The sequence below is a fragment of the Colwellia marinimaniae genome (genome assembly GCF_002207865.1).
In the GTDB taxonomy this organism is placed as follows: Bacteria; Pseudomonadota; Gammaproteobacteria; order Enterobacterales; family Alteromonadaceae; genus Colwellia; species Colwellia marinimaniae.
Window position 1 is genome coordinate 1 of the sequence record NZ_BDQM01000050.1, and the last position, 15,244, is coordinate 15,244.

Sequence of the window (15,244 nt, forward strand, 5' to 3'; positions counted from 1 at the left end):
TGGCTACGAAACTGAATCCCTTTCTTTATTGCGGAAAATAGTCGCAGGTTCGACTCCTGTCAGAGCTCACCACTTTTATACTTAGTAGATATAAAACAACCGAGTTTTGCTAGGTTTTTTTATGTCTAAAATAATCTGAACATCCATTTCATACTGTAGGCGCGTAGCTCAGCTGGATATACTTACCTATATAGAAAGTTGGCTACGAAACTGAATCCCTTTCTTTATTGCGGAAAATAGTCGCAGGTTCGACTCCTGTCAGAGCTCACCACTTTTCTACTTAGTAGATATAAAACAACCGAGTTTTGCTAGGTTTTTTTATGTCTGGAATATACTGATATCCTTTTAATACACTCAAGTTTAGCAAATAAGGCTTCATACTACTGATGCCTAGCTCGGCTGGATAGACTTACGTTGAATAGAAAGTTGGCTACGAAACTGAATCCCTTCCGGTCGCAGGTTCGACTCCTGCCGCGCCCACTACTTTTCTACTTAGTAGATATAAAATAACCGAGTTTTGCTAGGTTTTTTTATGTCTGGAATATACTGATATCCTTTTAATACACTCAAGTTTAGTCAATAAGGCTTCATACTACTGATGCGTAGCTCGGCTGGATAGACTTACGTTGAATAGAAAGTTGGCTACGAAACTGAATCCCTTTCTTTATTGCGGGAAATTGCGGAAAGTAGTCGCTGGTTCGACTCCATCAGAGCTCTACTACCTTGTCCAGTCGGCGTAAATTAATTTGGACCATCTCTATCTATCTATCTCTCTTGGTAAAGTGCTCCAGGTTCGACTGTAGCCACGTCCGTCACATTGAAAGCGCTACCTATATATAGAAAGATTGTTTTGAGTAGACGCTATCTAGCTAAATTCGGCTGAACTTAGCTGGATAGCATTATATAAAATAGAACGTTGGCTACAAAACTGAACCACGCACTATATCTCTAGCGTAAAGTGCTTCAGGTTCGACTGCTGCCACATCTGCCCCTTTATAGTCCGTAATCGTTAGCAATAAGTTCTTATTGCTAACTTACGCTTTTATTAACCAAGCTGAAATCATTGCTAATGCCTAGTTGATATTTAAGTAAAATAAAAAAGTTATATTTCATCACAATATTAATACCAAACTAACGTCATTATATAGTCAATCCAGGGTGCAATTTATTCGATTATTAAGGCTAAATGTTTATCAATATCGACTTAGTTATCGGCGTTTTAACGCGGATAATCGGATAAAGGGAATTTTGAGCAAGTGCGGCTTAGGCAGAGTTTAGATTTTACTCTTTTTAGTGTCAGCTCCGTAAAAGTTCCTCTTCATCAGGTAGCTAACCTTGCTACAGTGATCTCATTAAAGTAAAGGTATATCAGTATGGAAAGTGAGCGTTTACTGTCTATTTTATACTACTTCGAACTGTTGATTTTTTCTCACCTACCAATAGTTTTGTATATCTATTCCGTAATGTGAATGATACAAGTCCTTGTGTATATTGTATATTATAGTGAATTATCTTTTGCTGAATGCCTATATTCATGGTTTTGATACTGTATACAATATTTAAAGTATGCAAAATGGCAGCTATATTTCTACTGTTATGATGAATATTCGTTGTTTTGGGGGTTGATCTTAAATTATTTTTCTGAAACATAACAAAATTATTTGCTTTTTAGCTATTGGAGTGATTATTCTAATTACAACAAGTTACAGTCAGCTTAAGCGAGAATAAAGATGGACAATATGCAGCAGCAATTTTTAGAAGCTGGCACATTAATGTTAGCCGGAATGGTATTTGTATTTGTATTTTTAGGTATGTTAATTGTTTTTATTAATACAGTGCTGGCAAAACTGGCAATAAAGTTTCCAGATCCTATCGTAACACCGCCTTCTCGGGCTAATAAAAAGAGAAAGAGTAACGGCAAAACTCATGGTGAGGTTTCACCTGCTGTTGTTGCTGCAATAAGCGGGGCGGTTAAACGTTATCGCGCAAAGCATGGCCAAGATAAGTAACCTTAATCTTTGATCATACTCTTCCTCAGAAACATTTTTAAAAAAATATAAGGGCATAAAAATGAGCAAGCCACTAGGTATAACTGAAGTTGTCTTAAGAGATGGACACCAGTCAATTTTAGCAACTAGACTCCGTTTGGCCGACATGCTACCTATAGCCTCGACACTTGATGACGTTGGTTATTGGTCAATAGAGTCATGGGGCGGAGCAACATTTGATTCGTGTATTCGATATTTAGGTGAAGATCCTTGGGAGCGCATTCGTGCCCTTAAAAAAGCGATGCCTAAAACCAAACAGCAAATGTTATTTCGCGGTCAAAATATTTTAGGCTATCGTCATTATGCTGATGATGTAGTGGAAAAATTTGTTGAACGTGCTCACATCAATGGTATTGATGTTTTTCGTATCTTCGACGCCATGAATGATGTGCGTAACTTACAAACCTCAATCAAAGCCGCGGTTAAAGTAGGTGCACATGCTCAAGGTACACTCAGTTATACCGAAAGCCCAGTGCATACGCTTGACGGTTGGCTAACAATGGCCAAACAAATCGAAGATATGGGTGCACATTCTTTGTGTATTAAAGACATGTCTGGCTTGTTAAAACCATACGATGCCGAAGAGCTGATTAGCCGCTTGAAAGAAACTGTTTCATTACCTATCGCTCTACACTGTCATGCGACGACGGGTTTAAGTGTTGCCACGCAAATGAAAGCGATTGATTGTGATATTGATGTTATAGACACTTCAATTTCTTCAATGAGTATGACTTACGGCCATTCTGCCACGGAAACCATTGCGGCTATTGTTGAAGGTGGTCCTCGAGCTACCGGACTCAATATTGAAAAGATGGCGGAAGTTGCCGCATATTTTCGTGATGTAAGAGAAAAATATGCTGAATTTGAAGGCAGTTTAAAAGGTGTAGATGCCCGTATCCTAACGGCGCAAGTGCCCGGTGGCATGTTAACCAACATGGAAAGCCAGTTAAAAGAGCAGGGCGCAGCTGATAAATTTGATGAAGTATTAATTGAAATACCGAAAGTACGTAAAGACTTAGGTTATATTCCTTTAGTTACCCCTACCTCACAAATTGTTGGTACCCAAGCGGTACTTAATATTTTAACCGGTGAACGTTACAAATCGATAACCAAAGAAACTGCTGGGGTGTTAAAAGGTGAATATGGTGCAACACCCGCACCAGTCAACTTAGAACTACAAACAAGAGTTTTGGATGGTAAAGCTGTGATCACTTGTCGTCCTGCTGATTTACTTGACCCAGAGGTTGACAAATTATCAGTAGAGCTACAAATTATCGCCAAAGAAAAAGGCATAAAGTTAGCGGATGAAATTATTGATGATGTCTTAACTTATGCATTATTCCCGCAAATCGGCTTGAAATTCTTAGAGAATCGCAACAATCCTGCGGCATTTGAACCTATTCCTACTAAAGACAATACAGCTGGCAAAGTGGTTAGTGAAAAAAACTCGGCCACGGCAACAGAAAACTATGCCGTGAGCGTTGATGGCAAGGTTTATGATGTAGTAGTTGCGCCTGGTGGCTCTATTGACGCTATAACTCATCCAGCGGGTGACGATGCTATGAAGCAATCTACGTCTATTTCCGCGGAAGAAACGCTGAATGCTCCTTTAGCAGGTAACATCTTTAAGGTCTTAGTCAATGTAGGCGACTATGTAGAAGCGAATGATGTCGTTATCATTATGGAAGCCATGAAAATGGAAACTGAAATTCGCGCGGTAAGTGCCGGTGAAATTGTATCGGTATTTACCAAAGAAGGTGACTCAGTTGCTGTTGGTGATGCCTTACTTAGCTTTTCTTAGGAGGTCTCATGGATTCATTAACTAAATTATGGCTATCAACTGGCTTAGCTAACTTTGAGCCAGGTCAGGTGGTGATGATGTTAGTGGGCTGCGGCCTGCTTTATTTAGCGATCGCTAGAAATTTTGAGCCGTTATTATTATTGCCTATGGGTTTTGGTGCTATCTTAACCAATATCCCTGTTGCCGGCTTTTCAGAGGTCGGTGGTTTATTACACTATATATATTACGCCGGTATTGATACGGGCATATTTCCTTTAATTATCTTTATGGGTGTTGGTGCTATGACCGACTTTGGCGCCTTAATCGCTAACCCTAAAACTTTATTACTTGGAGCTGCCGCCCAGTTTGGTATTTTTGCTACCTTGTTTGGCGCAATTGCCTTGAATTACGTTCCCGGTATTGAATTTACCTTAAAAGATGCTTCTGCTATTGCCATTATTGGTGGCGCTGATGGTCCAACGGCTATCTTTCTTGCTTCAAAACTAGCACCTGATTTACTTGGTGCCATTGCTGTAGCCGCCTATTCATATATGGCCTTAGTTCCTATTATTCAGCCGCCAATCATGCGAGCACTAACCACTGAAGACGAACGTAAAATAGAAATGGCACAGCTACGACCAGTAACTAAAATAGAGAAAATTATTTTTCCTCTTGGTGTGTTAATGATGACCATTTTCTTCTTGCCTGCGGCAACACCATTAGTGGGCATGTTTTGTTTAGGTAACTTAATGCGTGAAGTAGGGGTTGTTGATAGGTTGAGTAGTACTGCGCAAAATGAACTTATTAATATTACTACTATCTTTCTAGGTTTAGGTGTTGGTTCAAAATTAAGTGCTGAAGCTTTCTTAAATGTTGAAACCATAGGTATTCTAGTGTTAGGCGCGGTGGCTTTTTCAATTGGTACCGCTTCTGGTGTCATAATGGCTAAGATTATGAATAAGTTCTCTAAAGTCCCGATAAACCCATTGATAGGCGCTGCCGGTGTTTCCGCTGTTCCTATGGCGGCACGTGTTGCTAATAAAATTGGCTTAGAGGCTAATCCGCATAACTTCTTGCTGATGCATGCTATGGGGCCTAATGTGGCTGGTGTACTTGGCTCGGCCGTTGCTGCCGGGGTGTTGTTGGCTCTAGTTGGCTAGCCGTAAAAATAACCGGTGACATTAATTGAAAACCGAGCCTAGCTCGGTTTTTTTTATGGTGCTATTGACTAGTATATTGTTGGTCATATACCCGTTACCATTCAAAGTGCTCGATTTCAGTGGGAATTAAAAGGGCTTTAGGCAAGGGAAATAATTGAAGCATAGTCATTCTATGGTTTAATTATTTAACGCGGTATAAAGTCATTTTAAACCCATCGAAGAAGCGTTTGAGCAACATCACTTCATCGTTGCTGTAACTCATAATGGAACAACCATTATTTCATCACAGCGCCTTGAATTGAAATTGCTCAACCACTCTGAAACATGCCTCTTGAATGGTAACGGGTATAGTAATAAAATATGCATTACTTACCATTTAAGGATTATATAAGTTAGTCATGAAACTTCCTCTCATTATGCTTAGCGTAGTAATTGCGCTTACCGCTTGTTCTAGTTCAAGCACAGGTCGCACCCAAGTGATGTTATTTTCAGATAGCGAACTCGATAAAATGGGCGCCGCTTCCTTCGAAGATATAAAAAATAAAACGCCGATTAGTACGGATAAAGCTACCAATGATTTTGTGCAATGTGTTGCTAAAGCGATCACTAAAAATGTGCCGCAATCCGTGCATAAAGGTGATTGGGAAGTGGTTGTTTTTGACTCTGCACAAGTCAATGCCTTTGCTTTACCCGGTGGTAAAATAGGGATTTATACCGGTATTTTAACGGTTACTGAAAACCAAGATCAGTTAGCGGCTATTATCGGTCATGAGGTTGGTCATGTGATTGAACATCATTCCAATGAGCGTTTGTCAGCCAATAAGCTAAAAAATATGGGTATGGCTGCGGCCACAGCAGCGGTAGGCATGTCTGATATAGAAAATAAAGGCCTATGGATGGCAGGGTTAGGACTTGGCCTACAGTACGGTGTTATTATGCCATATAGTCGTGCTCATGAAAGTGAAGCCGATATTGTTGGTCAAGAACTTATGGCTCGTTCGGGCTTTGAACCCAGTGCTAGTATTAAGCTCTGGCAAAATATGGCTAAACTAAGTGCAGGCTCTGGCCAAGGCTCGCCAGCAGAATTTATGTCGACTCATCCATCCAATCAAACACGCATTAAGAAACTAAGCCAGCATTTACCGAATTCAATGAAGCTTTATCAGGCAAGCAATAGGCCAAATTGTCAAAAACCTAAGGTCATTCCGCTAGCCAAGTCATAAGCCAGTAACTTCAGCATTTGCTAGTAAGGCTTACTTCATTGGCAAATGCTAATTTTACTTATTGATTGCCGCAGGGTAAGGTCATTTATTAAGGGTTTAACTTATGATTATGCCATTGCTTACCCTGTTTTTCGAAGCAAAGACGTTCATGTAAACGATTCGCTCGCCCTTGCCAGAATTCAATGGCATGGGGTTTAACGCGCCAGCCTCCCCAAAACTCGGGGTGAGGTACGTCACCCTGGGCAAACTTCTCTTGAAAGTGTTTCATTTTATCTTTAAGTTCATCATCATATTTTAGCTTTTGACTTTGTTTTGACGCCCAAGCACCTACTTGACTACCTCTGTCTCGACTATGAAAGTAATCCGCAGATTCTTGTTCCGATACTTTCTCTACTGTACCTTCAATGCGAATTTGTCGTTGTAAAACATTCCAATGGAACAATAAAGCCACTTTGTTGTTTTCAGCGAGTTCCTGGCTTTTTCGACTGGCGTAGTTGGTAAAGAAAACAAAACCTTGTTCATCATAACTTTTTAGTAGCACCATGCGGGAGCTCGGCTGGCCATCGGTACTACAACTGCTTACGGACATAGCTTCAGGTAATAAAATCCCAGCTTTATGCGCATCAGTAAACCATTGTTCAAATAATTGTTCAGGTGTTGTGTTCGCAGAAAGTTCAGGGAGAGGTAGGGCGACACCTTGACCAAAAGTAAGTAGGCAGCGCAGCTTTTCAAATAACGTCATAATATTTAAAAGTGAGTATGAAGGTGTGCGGTTATTTTATGCTTAAATGATGTTATTGCAAGGTTATACCGAGCTTATATAAGGATGAATGATAATTAGTTAACGCTTACCAATCATTGCTATCATCGAGTAAATATTTAAGGCGTTTTTTTTCTTTTAATTCATCAATACGCTTGCGTGCTAAGAGGTTTTTTTGCGCCTGCTCTTGGGCCAGTTTTTCCGCCAAAGAAATACCCTTTAAGCTATAGTTTACGTTACTTTCATTTAAACTGCTTTCACTTGTTTCATCGATAAAATTATGGTCAAGATCGCTTATCATCGGCTCTACCTTGGTTGTTAATGGGCTGGTTTTTTCAAAGCACCTTGCTTAACATAGGTAAGATAATTGTTATTTTCAATGTTAGCTTAAAAATAGTATAAAAAGTACCACGACTCATTAGCGCTTATCTAGAGTTCAGCTTAGGTAAGCTCTTTATCGATGAAATTTCATTATGAGGTGTTCAGGTTATCTAGCCGAGCTACTTAATAACGATAATAAAAAACCAGTGACAGGCACTGGTTTTTTATTATCGTTATTAAGCTATATTCTCCTTACCAGCCTTCAACGCCTTTCATATCAGGTAACTGATGAGCAATACCTTTATGACAATCGATACAGGTTTTCTCGCCGCTAGCTAACGCGGTAGAGTGTTGATAAGCAGCACGTTCACTTTGCTGAGTAAAGTCCATATAGTCGAAGTTATGGCAGTTACGACACTCTAAGGAGTCGTTAGCTTTAAGTCTTCGCCATTCATTTTCGGCTAAACGGCGACGATGCACTAAAAACTTTTCACGCGTATTGATGGTGCCAAAAATCATGCCCCAAACCTCTTTTGAAGCCTGCATTTTACGTGCTATCTTACTGGTCCAGTTATGCGGGACATGACAATCAGGACAAGTAGCGCGCACACCCGAGCGGTTAGAAAAATGTATGGTAGTTTTTAGTTCTTCATAGACATTATTTTCCATTTCATGACAAGAAATACAAAATTCTTCGGTATTGGTTATCTCAAGTGCGGTATTAAAGCCACCCCAGAAGATAATGCCGGCAATAAAACCCCCGATAACCAAAGCACCTAAGCTGTAATATCCACTCGGTTTAGTGAGTGTGCGCCAGCCAATGATTAATAAATTTTTCATGGCTACTCCCAGCGCTCTTTAGTCTTAGTAGATGATGTTTGTAGTTCTGCCAAGCTCATATTTTTTAATGATTTTTTCATGGCTACTCCTAGTGCTCTTTAGTCTTAGTAGAGGATGTTTGTAGTTCTGCCAAGCTCATATTTTTTAATGATTTTTTCATGGCTACTCCTAGTACTCTTTAGTCTTAGTAGAGGATGTTTGTAGTTCTGCCAAGTTCATGTTTTTTAATAAATTTTTCATGGCTACTACTAGTGCTCTGTAGTGTTAGCTGTTTTTTGTTTCATTAAGCTGTGCATATCAATAAAAGTATTTTCCACTAATGGTTTGGCATCAAGTTGTGCGACATGACACTGGTTACAGAAATAACGACGTGGCGATATTTCGGCTAAGAAGTTGCCATCACGGTTCATGTAGTGAGTTACACTGACCATAGGTGCTTGCGACTCTTCGGTGCGATGACGTGAATGACACGACATACATTTATTGTTATTTTTGTTTACCTCATAACTACGAATAGTGTGCGGGATCACGGGTGGCTGCATAGGATAATTACGTACTTGTTTAATATCATTGTTTATCACTTTTGGCATACGATTTGGTTTTTTCTGCGTCATTATTTCTGTGTGATTTCTTAATGTTGCTAGCGTATTCTTTTCTGCTTTTTCTACTTTTTCGGCAGCATGTACGGTAAACGACGTTAATATCGGTGCTAAAAATAATGTTGACAGCAAGGCCATTAAGCCGGCAATTGATACTAGTTTTAAATCTTTCATATCACTCTCCTAAACTTTAACCATTTTGATAGCACATTTTTTATAATCTGTTTGTTTAGATAATGGATCGGTGGCATCTAAAGTCACTTTGTTTACTAAGCGACTGGCATCAAACCAAGGCATATAAACTAAGCCTACCGGCGGTTTGTTTCGGCCTCTCGTTTCAACGCGTGTTTGTACTTCACCACGACGAGAAATAAGCTTAACTAAATCGCCACGGCGCATACCGCGAGACTTGGCATCATCAGGGTGCATATATACCAAGGCATCAGGCATGGCTTTGTATAACTCGGGCACCCGTTGGGTCATTGAACCTGAATGCCAGTGCTCTAATACCCGACCGGTTGATAGCCATAAGTCGTATTCATCATCGGGTGATTCTGCTGGGGGTTCGTAAGGTAAGGCAAAAATAATGGCACGACCGTCTTTGTGACCGTAAAAGTCCCAACCACTGCCGGGCTTAACATAAGGGTCCGAGCCTTCTTTAAAGCGCCATTTAGTTTCTTTACCGTTAACTACCGGCCAGCGTAAACCACGCTCTTTATGGTATCTATCATACGGGGCTAAATCATGAGCATGACCACGACCAAAGCTGGCATACTCTTCAAATAAACCTTTTTGGATATAGAAGCCAAAATGACGAGACTCATCATTTAAGCGATCGTCTGGAATTTCATCAAGGGAGTATTTACCGACATCACAATCTTTATAAAGTACATCAAATAAGGTTTTTCCACGTACGTCAGGTTTTTTAGCAATTAATTCTTCCGGCCACACATCTTCAATGTTAAAACGTTTAGAGAACTCAACTAATTGCCACATATCTGATTTAGCGCCTGTCGGTGCTGTAACCATTTGATACCAAGATTGAGTACGGCGCTCAGCGTTACCGTAAACGCCTTCTTTTTCTACCCACATGGCGGTTGGTAAAATTAAGTCAGCGGCTTGTGCGGTAACCGTTGGGTAAGGATCTGATACCACAATAAAGTTTTTAGGATTACGATAACCTGGGTAGGCTTCTTCGTTAATATTAGCGGCGGCTTGCATGTTGTTATTGCATTGCACCCAGTAGAAGTTTAACTTGCCATCCTTAAGCATACGGTTTTGTAAAACTGCGTGATAACCTGGTTTTGCCGGAATAGTACCTTCTGGTAAATCCCAAATTTTCTCAGCAATGGCTCTATGTTTAGGGTTGGTAACAACCATATCAGCGGGTAACCGATGCGAAAAAGTACCTACTTCACGGGCGGTACCACAAGCGGATGGTTGGCCGGTTAGTGAAAACGGGCTGTTACCTGGTGTTGAAATTTTACCGGTTAATAAATGGATATTATAAACCAGATTATTGGCCCACACACCACGCGTATGCTGGTTAAAACCCATAGTCCAGAATGAGGTGACTTTAATTTTTGGATCGGCGTATAACTCAGCCAATGCCTCTAACTTATGCTCAGGCACACCAGAAAGTTTTGCGGTGTATTCAACCGTATAAGTACTGACAAAATGTGCATATTCGTCAAAATCTATTGGCGTAGAGCTACCTTTGCTCTTACCATTATTCTTCGCTTTTTGCTCTAGCGGATGCTCAGGGCGTAAACCATAACCAATGTCGGTTTCACCTAATCTGAAATTAGTATGTTTGTTAACAAAATCTTTGTTTACCCGGCCGGTACTAATAATGTAATGGGCAATATAGTTTAAGATGGCTAAATCGGTTTGCGGCGTGAAAATCATGCCATTATCGGCTAAATCAAAGCTTCTATGCTCGAAAGTGGATAATACCGCGACTTTTACATGGGGGGCACTTAAACGACGATCGGTTAAACGTGTCCATAAAATCGGATGCATTTCGGCCATGTTAGAACCCCATAAGACAAAGGCATCAGCAGCTTCTAAATCATCGTAACAGCCCATAGGCTCATCGATACCAAAAGTACGCATAAAACCACCAACCGCTGATGCCATACAGTGACGGGCATTAGGATCTATGTTGTTAGAGCGGAAACCTGCTTTATATAATTTAACCGCAGCATAACCTTCTTGTACTGTCCATTGACCTGAACCAAACATACCGACGGCTTCTGGCCCGTCTTTTTTTAAAGCGGCTTTAGCTTTTTCAGCCATAATATCGAACGCTTGATCCCAAGAGATAGGGGTAAATTCACCTTCTTTATCGTATTTACCATTGGTCATGCGTAGTAACGGTGTAGTTAATCTATCTTTGCCATACATGATTTTAGAGAGGAAGTAACCTTTAACACAGTTAAGACCCTTGTTTACCGGGGATTTAATATCACCATGGGTAGCAACAACTTTACCATCCATTACACCAACATTTACGCTACAGCCGGTACCACAAAAACGACAAGGGGCTTTGTCCCACTTGAGTTTAGTAATGTCTGAGCTGGTGATTAAATTAGAGGCTATGGCGGGAACAGATACGCCAGCAACAGCTGCTGCTGCGGCTACCGCATTTGCTTTTATAAATTCTCGGCGATTAATGCTCATTGGTTCACCTTCCTTTGTTTTTGTGATTCGATGTTAAAATAGGGTTTAATTTACTCATTTTCTTTTACTGAGCTTTTTAATAAGTGTTGTAGTTATTATTACTTTTATCGCTATTGCTTAGTGGCATCGTCATCAACACTTTCATCTAGGACTTGATGATAAACTGGTGATAAATTTAGGATGCCGGTATGAACTCTTAAGATGTCCATTTTTTTGCCAATATCTTTATGGCTAGTGCCTTCTATGGTGAAAACTATTTTTCCTTCGGCACTGGTTACATGAATTTCAGTGTCATCAACGGCTAAAATAGCGGCTTTAACCTCGTCAACTTGGGCCAGTATGCAAGAAGCGATTAAGCTAGCTACGTGATATTCAGATGTTTGACTGTTTGAACTTTGTGTCATATTTATTCTTTCATTTAAATGAGGTTAAGTTAATTTTCTGTTGCATTGAAAGTAAAAGCGATGGCATCTTGTGGGCAACTTTTGATGCAGGCACCACATTGATTACAATCAATATTATCTAAGCTGGGCTGTGGAATGCTTGAATTAAGGTAGTTAAATTTAATTACGCTGCTTTCACATTCATCACGGCAACTTTGGCAGTAGATGTTATTCTTGGCTAAACATTTGTCACTAATTTCCAAGGTTACCGGCCAAGCTTTTTCACTCTTGTTTACCCTGTTCTCTTCTGTGAAAGCGCCAGAGAAAAGTGGTTGTTCGCAGGCCTCAATACATTTATTGCAAAAGCTGCATTCACCTAAGCTGAAATCGATTTTTGGATAACCATCTTCATCTTTAACAATGATATTAGTTTCACAACGAGTAATGCACTTTTGGCATTGTGTGCAGCCAGAGGTAAACACCGCCTCATTAATTACCCAAGGTAAGCGTATTTCTTGTTTGGTTTTTACCCGGCCGCGAAAAAAACGTCTTCTTGATGGGTCGGCCAACTTTTCCATAGTATTGCTCTTCTTATTAAGCAAGCACTTAAGAGCCTGGTGGGCCTAAGAAGGCTAGTTGGCTGAACCATACGGCAAAACCAAAGCCAGCAACGATAATTACCGATAAAATGGGTGCTAAAAATACCGCTAAAAAGATAAAGGTATTTCGCTCATGCTTTCTTTGTTGTTCAGGAGACGTTGCTTGCTTCATAATGCTCTCGAAAGTTTATGATTAAGGTAAGCTATATTTAGGGTTAATTTTAATCCCTTGCTACGTCATGCATATTGACCTAGATCAAACTTTACAAAATAATCATGGTTCATTTAGGCGGGTATTCAGTAAAGGCGTTGTTTATTTTAAAATGTGAGATTGATTTTTATTCTTTTGCTTTAACATACTTGATAAACTTAGTGTTCTTCACTCAGATGCTAACTTTTAGGACGTTACGACATAATGCCAGCCCAACATTTCAGCCCTTGGATTAAAGATTATGCTAAGCAAGCCGCGTTAAATAATGAACGCCGCTTAGTCGTTTTATCGGGAAGTGAGTCTTGGGCACTGTCATTATTATTATCTTTGGATACGGTATCAGCGGTTGTGTCTGGCAATGCTAAGCGTGAATTGCCATCATCTGCGCCTCATTCAACCTGTCTAATATATGGTGACAGCAGGGTACTTACTGCTAATGTTAAGCAAAAGCGCTACCGGGATAAGCTTGGCAGTGAAAGTGATGTCATTGTTTTTATCGACAGCCAATTCACTATTGATGCCTTTGCAGCATTATCAGGCACCCTAAGAGCCGGCGGGATATTTTTTCTTGTGTTGCCATCATTAGCGGAAAAATGTCAGCAAAGTTTGTTTTTTAAACGTTTTCTTTCATTAATTGAAGCCATGCCTAGTCATACCATAATCACCGAAGCGTCAGCTAAGCTGCCACCACCAAGCATGACTATTCATCTGCATAAGCCTGAATATGAGCCTATGCAGGGAAAATATCCTTTAGGCTGTATTACTAGTGAGCAGTATCATGCGGTGCAAGCCATTGTTAAGGTAGTTACCGGTCATAGGAAAAGACCGCTGGTGTTAACCGCTGATCGCGGTAGAGGGAAATCATCTGCCTTAGCTCTTGCGTGTGTACAACTGTTGCAAACGCATGAACACCATGTCTTTAGTATTATTATTACGGCTCCGGATATTCAAGCTTTAGCGGTTTTCTTTCGGCAGTTAAGTGATAGCTTGCCCAATGCTGAGCAGCGCGGCAATACTTTTACCTTGGGTAAAGCCCGCCTTGACTTTATCGCCGTTGAGCAACTGTTAAAGCAGCCGGTAAAGGTTAACCTACTCTTGGTTGATGAAGCGGCCGCTATTCCGGTGTATTTACTTGAACAATTACTTAACAGTTATCACCGAATGGTTTTCTCTAGCACTGTCCATGGTTATGAAGGCGCAGGGCGCGGTTTTACCTTAAAGTTTCAGCAGAGCCTTACTAGATTATGCCCGCAATGGTTGAGTTTACATATCAATCAGCCGATTCGTTGGCGGGTAAACGATCCACTGGAGCAGTTGGTCTTTGATAGCTGTTTATTAAATGCCGAGTTACCAATCTTAGCTGCACAGGTGCCAATAAATAGTGATAATAACGCCACTGAAAATACGGATTTTCTTGCCGCCACCGTGTTTAAAGTTATCAGCGCTGAGCAGCTGATTACCGATGAGGCTTTGTTACAGCAAGTTTTTGCTGTTTTGGTTACGGCACATTATCAAACGAAACCGAGCGACTTGAAATTACTGTTAGACAACCCGCAGGTACAACTGGCCTGTCTTTTTTCAAAAAACAATAAGCAAGTTGATGTGCTCGCTGTTGCTTTATTAATGAATGAAGGCACAGGTTATGGTGTTGATGACACGGATGTTAAGGCAATTAAAAACTCCCAACGTCGTTTACGTAATCACTTCTTGCCACAGTCACTATTCAGCCATTGTGGTTTTGAACAAGCCTTTGATTATCGTTATTTACGCATTATGCGCATCGCTGTGCACCCACAAATACAACAGCGAGGTATTGGCGCTTATTTTCTAGAAAAAGTACAGCAGCTAGCGACACATCAAGGCGCTGATTTTGTTGGCTCCAGTTTTGGTGTTAATGAACAGCTGTTATCGTTTTGGTTTAAAGCCGGTTTTACTATGGTGCGTATTGGCTTTACTAAAGATAAAGCCAGTGGTGAGCATTCTGCTTTAGTGATTAATGGCAAAAATTTTAGAGCTAGACAAAAGCAACAGCAATTAAAGCAGGACTTTTACCGTAGCTTTGATTATTTACTTTTAGACGAATATAAAACGCTGACCAGTACACTGGTGTATTTACTGTTGACAAAAAATGCTAAGGAATTCCTCACTGAGTTGACCATAGCCGATATCGAAAGTGTGCATGCCTATGCTCAAGGGCAGCGTTTATATAGTAGTTGCGCCTATAGTTTGTATCTATGGTGCAAACATGATCTGCTAACGCATGATAAACATAACTCTACGGACGTTATTCAGCATTCCTTAGTGCTTATTGCTAGGTTGATACAAAAACATGATATTGATACTGTATGTCATTTTTATGGCTTAACAGGAAAAAAAGCTCTAAACCAACACCTTAAAAATTATATCTCTTTGCGACTAGATACTGTTAATGGTGGTACAAAAGCTAGCTAATTAATGTGTTTTTTCTTTTTCTTTTACTGCCTGCCAGTGCCAATAACGTTGCATGCTTATACCCATGATACCTCAACATGCGTGTTTCAGGATACCTGAGCGATTCAGGGTCAAGGCGCCTCTTTTTATTAAGGGTTATTCCCTTAAAAATAGAGTCAACGATGAGCATTATTTGTTCAGGCATCCC

Annotated in this window: 14 protein-coding genes; 5 read left to right on the forward strand and 9 right to left on the reverse strand. The window is 40.3% G+C overall.

The window, feature by feature from the left end; genetic code table 11:
• Nucleotides 1-1,739 precede the first annotated feature (1,739 nt).
• The 4 genes from MTCD1_RS17225 to MTCD1_RS17240 all read left to right on the forward strand — a co-directional run bounded on the left by MTCD1_RS17225 (nucleotide 1,740) and on the right by MTCD1_RS17240 (nucleotide 6,211).
• Nucleotides 1,740-2,009: an OadG family protein gene (locus tag MTCD1_RS17225; protein ID WP_231732966.1), complete on the forward strand. Its 270-nt coding sequence runs from the start codon at nucleotides 1,740-1,742 to the stop codon at nucleotides 2,007-2,009.
• A gap of 61 nt (nucleotides 2,010-2,070) precedes the next feature.
• Nucleotides 2,071-3,849, forward strand: coding sequence for a sodium-extruding oxaloacetate decarboxylase subunit alpha (gene oadA, locus MTCD1_RS17230; protein WP_057179908.1), 1,779 nt, complete (start codon nucleotides 2,071-2,073; stop codon nucleotides 3,847-3,849).
• 8 nt (nucleotides 3,850-3,857) lie between these two features.
• A complete protein-coding gene (locus tag MTCD1_RS17235; RefSeq protein ID WP_057179909.1) occupies nucleotides 3,858-4,988 on the forward strand; it encodes a sodium ion-translocating decarboxylase subunit beta in 1,131 nt (376 codons plus the stop codon).
• 398 nt (nucleotides 4,989-5,386) lie between these two features.
• Nucleotides 5,387-6,211 carry a M48 family metallopeptidase gene (locus MTCD1_RS17240; protein ID WP_057179910.1) on the forward strand — a complete coding sequence of 275 codons (825 nt, stop codon included), beginning with the start codon at nucleotides 5,387-5,389 and terminating at the stop codon, nucleotides 6,209-6,211.
• Between the two features lie 88 nt (nucleotides 6,212-6,299).
• Here MTCD1_RS17240 and pdxH read toward each other — a convergent pair whose 3' ends face one another.
• The 8 genes from pdxH to napE all read right to left on the reverse strand — a co-directional run bounded on the left by pdxH (nucleotide 6,300) and on the right by napE (nucleotide 12,567).
• Nucleotides 6,300-6,953: a pyridoxamine 5'-phosphate oxidase gene (gene pdxH / locus MTCD1_RS17245; protein WP_057179911.1), complete on the reverse strand. Its 654-nt coding sequence runs from the start codon at nucleotides 6,951-6,953 to the stop codon at nucleotides 6,300-6,302.
• A 106-nt stretch (nucleotides 6,954-7,059) separates the two neighbouring features.
• A complete protein-coding gene (locus MTCD1_RS17250; RefSeq protein ID WP_057179912.1) occupies nucleotides 7,060-7,272 on the reverse strand; it encodes a PA3496 family putative envelope integrity protein in 213 nt (70 codons plus the stop codon).
• Between the two features lie 272 nt (nucleotides 7,273-7,544).
• Nucleotides 7,545-8,132 carry a cytochrome c3 family protein gene (locus tag MTCD1_RS17255; RefSeq protein WP_057179913.1) on the reverse strand — a complete coding sequence of 196 codons (588 nt, stop codon included), beginning with the start codon at nucleotides 8,130-8,132 and terminating at the stop codon, nucleotides 7,545-7,547.
• A 248-nt stretch (nucleotides 8,133-8,380) separates the two neighbouring features.
• Entirely contained in the window at nucleotides 8,381-8,905 is a 525-nt protein-coding gene (locus MTCD1_RS17260; protein ID WP_057179914.1) for a nitrate reductase cytochrome c-type subunit, read from the reverse strand.
• Between the two features lie 9 nt (nucleotides 8,906-8,914).
• Nucleotides 8,915-11,413: a nitrate reductase catalytic subunit NapA gene (gene napA, locus MTCD1_RS17265; RefSeq protein WP_057179915.1), complete on the reverse strand. Its 2,499-nt coding sequence runs from the start codon at nucleotides 11,411-11,413 to the stop codon at nucleotides 8,915-8,917.
• Nucleotides 11,414-11,523: 110 nt separating this feature from the next.
• Nucleotides 11,524-11,817, reverse strand: coding sequence for a chaperone NapD (locus tag MTCD1_RS17270; RefSeq protein ID WP_057179916.1), 294 nt, complete (start codon nucleotides 11,815-11,817; stop codon nucleotides 11,524-11,526).
• Between the two features lie 29 nt (nucleotides 11,818-11,846).
• Nucleotides 11,847-12,374 carry a ferredoxin-type protein NapF gene (napF, locus tag MTCD1_RS17275; protein WP_057179917.1) on the reverse strand — a complete coding sequence of 176 codons (528 nt, stop codon included), beginning with the start codon at nucleotides 12,372-12,374 and terminating at the stop codon, nucleotides 11,847-11,849.
• Nucleotides 12,375-12,402: 28 nt separating this feature from the next.
• Nucleotides 12,403-12,567, reverse strand: coding sequence for a periplasmic nitrate reductase, NapE protein (gene napE / locus MTCD1_RS17280; RefSeq protein ID WP_057179918.1), 165 nt, complete (start codon nucleotides 12,565-12,567; stop codon nucleotides 12,403-12,405).
• 243 nt (nucleotides 12,568-12,810) lie between these two features.
• Here napE and MTCD1_RS17285 point away from each other — a divergent pair, with 243 nt between their 5' ends.
• Complete coding sequence (locus MTCD1_RS17285; protein WP_057179919.1) at nucleotides 12,811-15,057, forward strand: tRNA(Met) cytidine acetyltransferase TmcA; 2,247 nt, start codon at nucleotides 12,811-12,813, stop codon at nucleotides 15,055-15,057.
• On the opposite strand, the gene MTCD1_RS21860 is transcribed toward MTCD1_RS17285, so the two are convergent.
• Nucleotides 15,050-15,244, reverse strand: a 195-nt coding sequence (locus tag MTCD1_RS21860; protein ID WP_235013374.1) for a hypothetical protein, incomplete at its 5' end; no start/stop codon positions are given. The two genes, MTCD1_RS17285 and MTCD1_RS21860, sit on opposite strands and share 8 nt — an antisense overlap.

What these genes read in the sequence shown, in the direction of transcription:
- MTCD1_RS17225 (WP_231732966.1), top strand. Translation starts at nt 1,740, where the DNA reads ATGCAGCAGCAATTTTTAGAAGCTGGCACATTAATGTTAGCCGGAATG.
- oadA (WP_057179908.1), top strand. Translation starts at nt 2,071, where the DNA reads ATGAGCAAGCCACTAGGTATAACTGAAGTTGTCTTAAGAGATGGACAC.
- MTCD1_RS17235 (WP_057179909.1), top strand. Translation starts at nt 3,858, where the DNA reads ATGGATTCATTAACTAAATTATGGCTATCAACTGGCTTAGCTAACTTT.
- MTCD1_RS17240 (WP_057179910.1), top strand. Translation starts at nt 5,387, where the DNA reads ATGAAACTTCCTCTCATTATGCTTAGCGTAGTAATTGCGCTTACCGCT.
- pdxH (WP_057179911.1), bottom strand. Translation starts at nt 6,953, where the DNA reads ATGACGTTATTTGAAAAGCTGCGCTGCCTACTTACTTTTGGTCAAGGT.
- MTCD1_RS17250 (WP_057179912.1), bottom strand. Translation starts at nt 7,272, where the DNA reads ATGATAAGCGATCTTGACCATAATTTTATCGATGAAACAAGTGAAAGC.
- MTCD1_RS17255 (WP_057179913.1), bottom strand. Translation starts at nt 8,132, where the DNA reads ATGAAAAATTTATTAATCATTGGCTGGCGCACACTCACTAAACCGAGT.
- MTCD1_RS17260 (WP_057179914.1), bottom strand. Translation starts at nt 8,905, where the DNA reads ATGAAAGATTTAAAACTAGTATCAATTGCCGGCTTAATGGCCTTGCTG.
- napA (WP_057179915.1), bottom strand. Translation starts at nt 11,413, where the DNA reads ATGAGCATTAATCGCCGAGAATTTATAAAAGCAAATGCGGTAGCCGCA.
- MTCD1_RS17270 (WP_057179916.1), bottom strand. Translation starts at nt 11,817, where the DNA reads ATGACACAAAGTTCAAACAGTCAAACATCTGAATATCACGTAGCTAGC.
- napF (WP_057179917.1), bottom strand. Translation starts at nt 12,374, where the DNA reads ATGGAAAAGTTGGCCGACCCATCAAGAAGACGTTTTTTTCGCGGCCGG.
- napE (WP_057179918.1), bottom strand. Translation starts at nt 12,567, where the DNA reads ATGAAGCAAGCAACGTCTCCTGAACAACAAAGAAAGCATGAGCGAAAT.
- MTCD1_RS17285 (WP_057179919.1), top strand. Translation starts at nt 12,811, where the DNA reads ATGCCAGCCCAACATTTCAGCCCTTGGATTAAAGATTATGCTAAGCAA.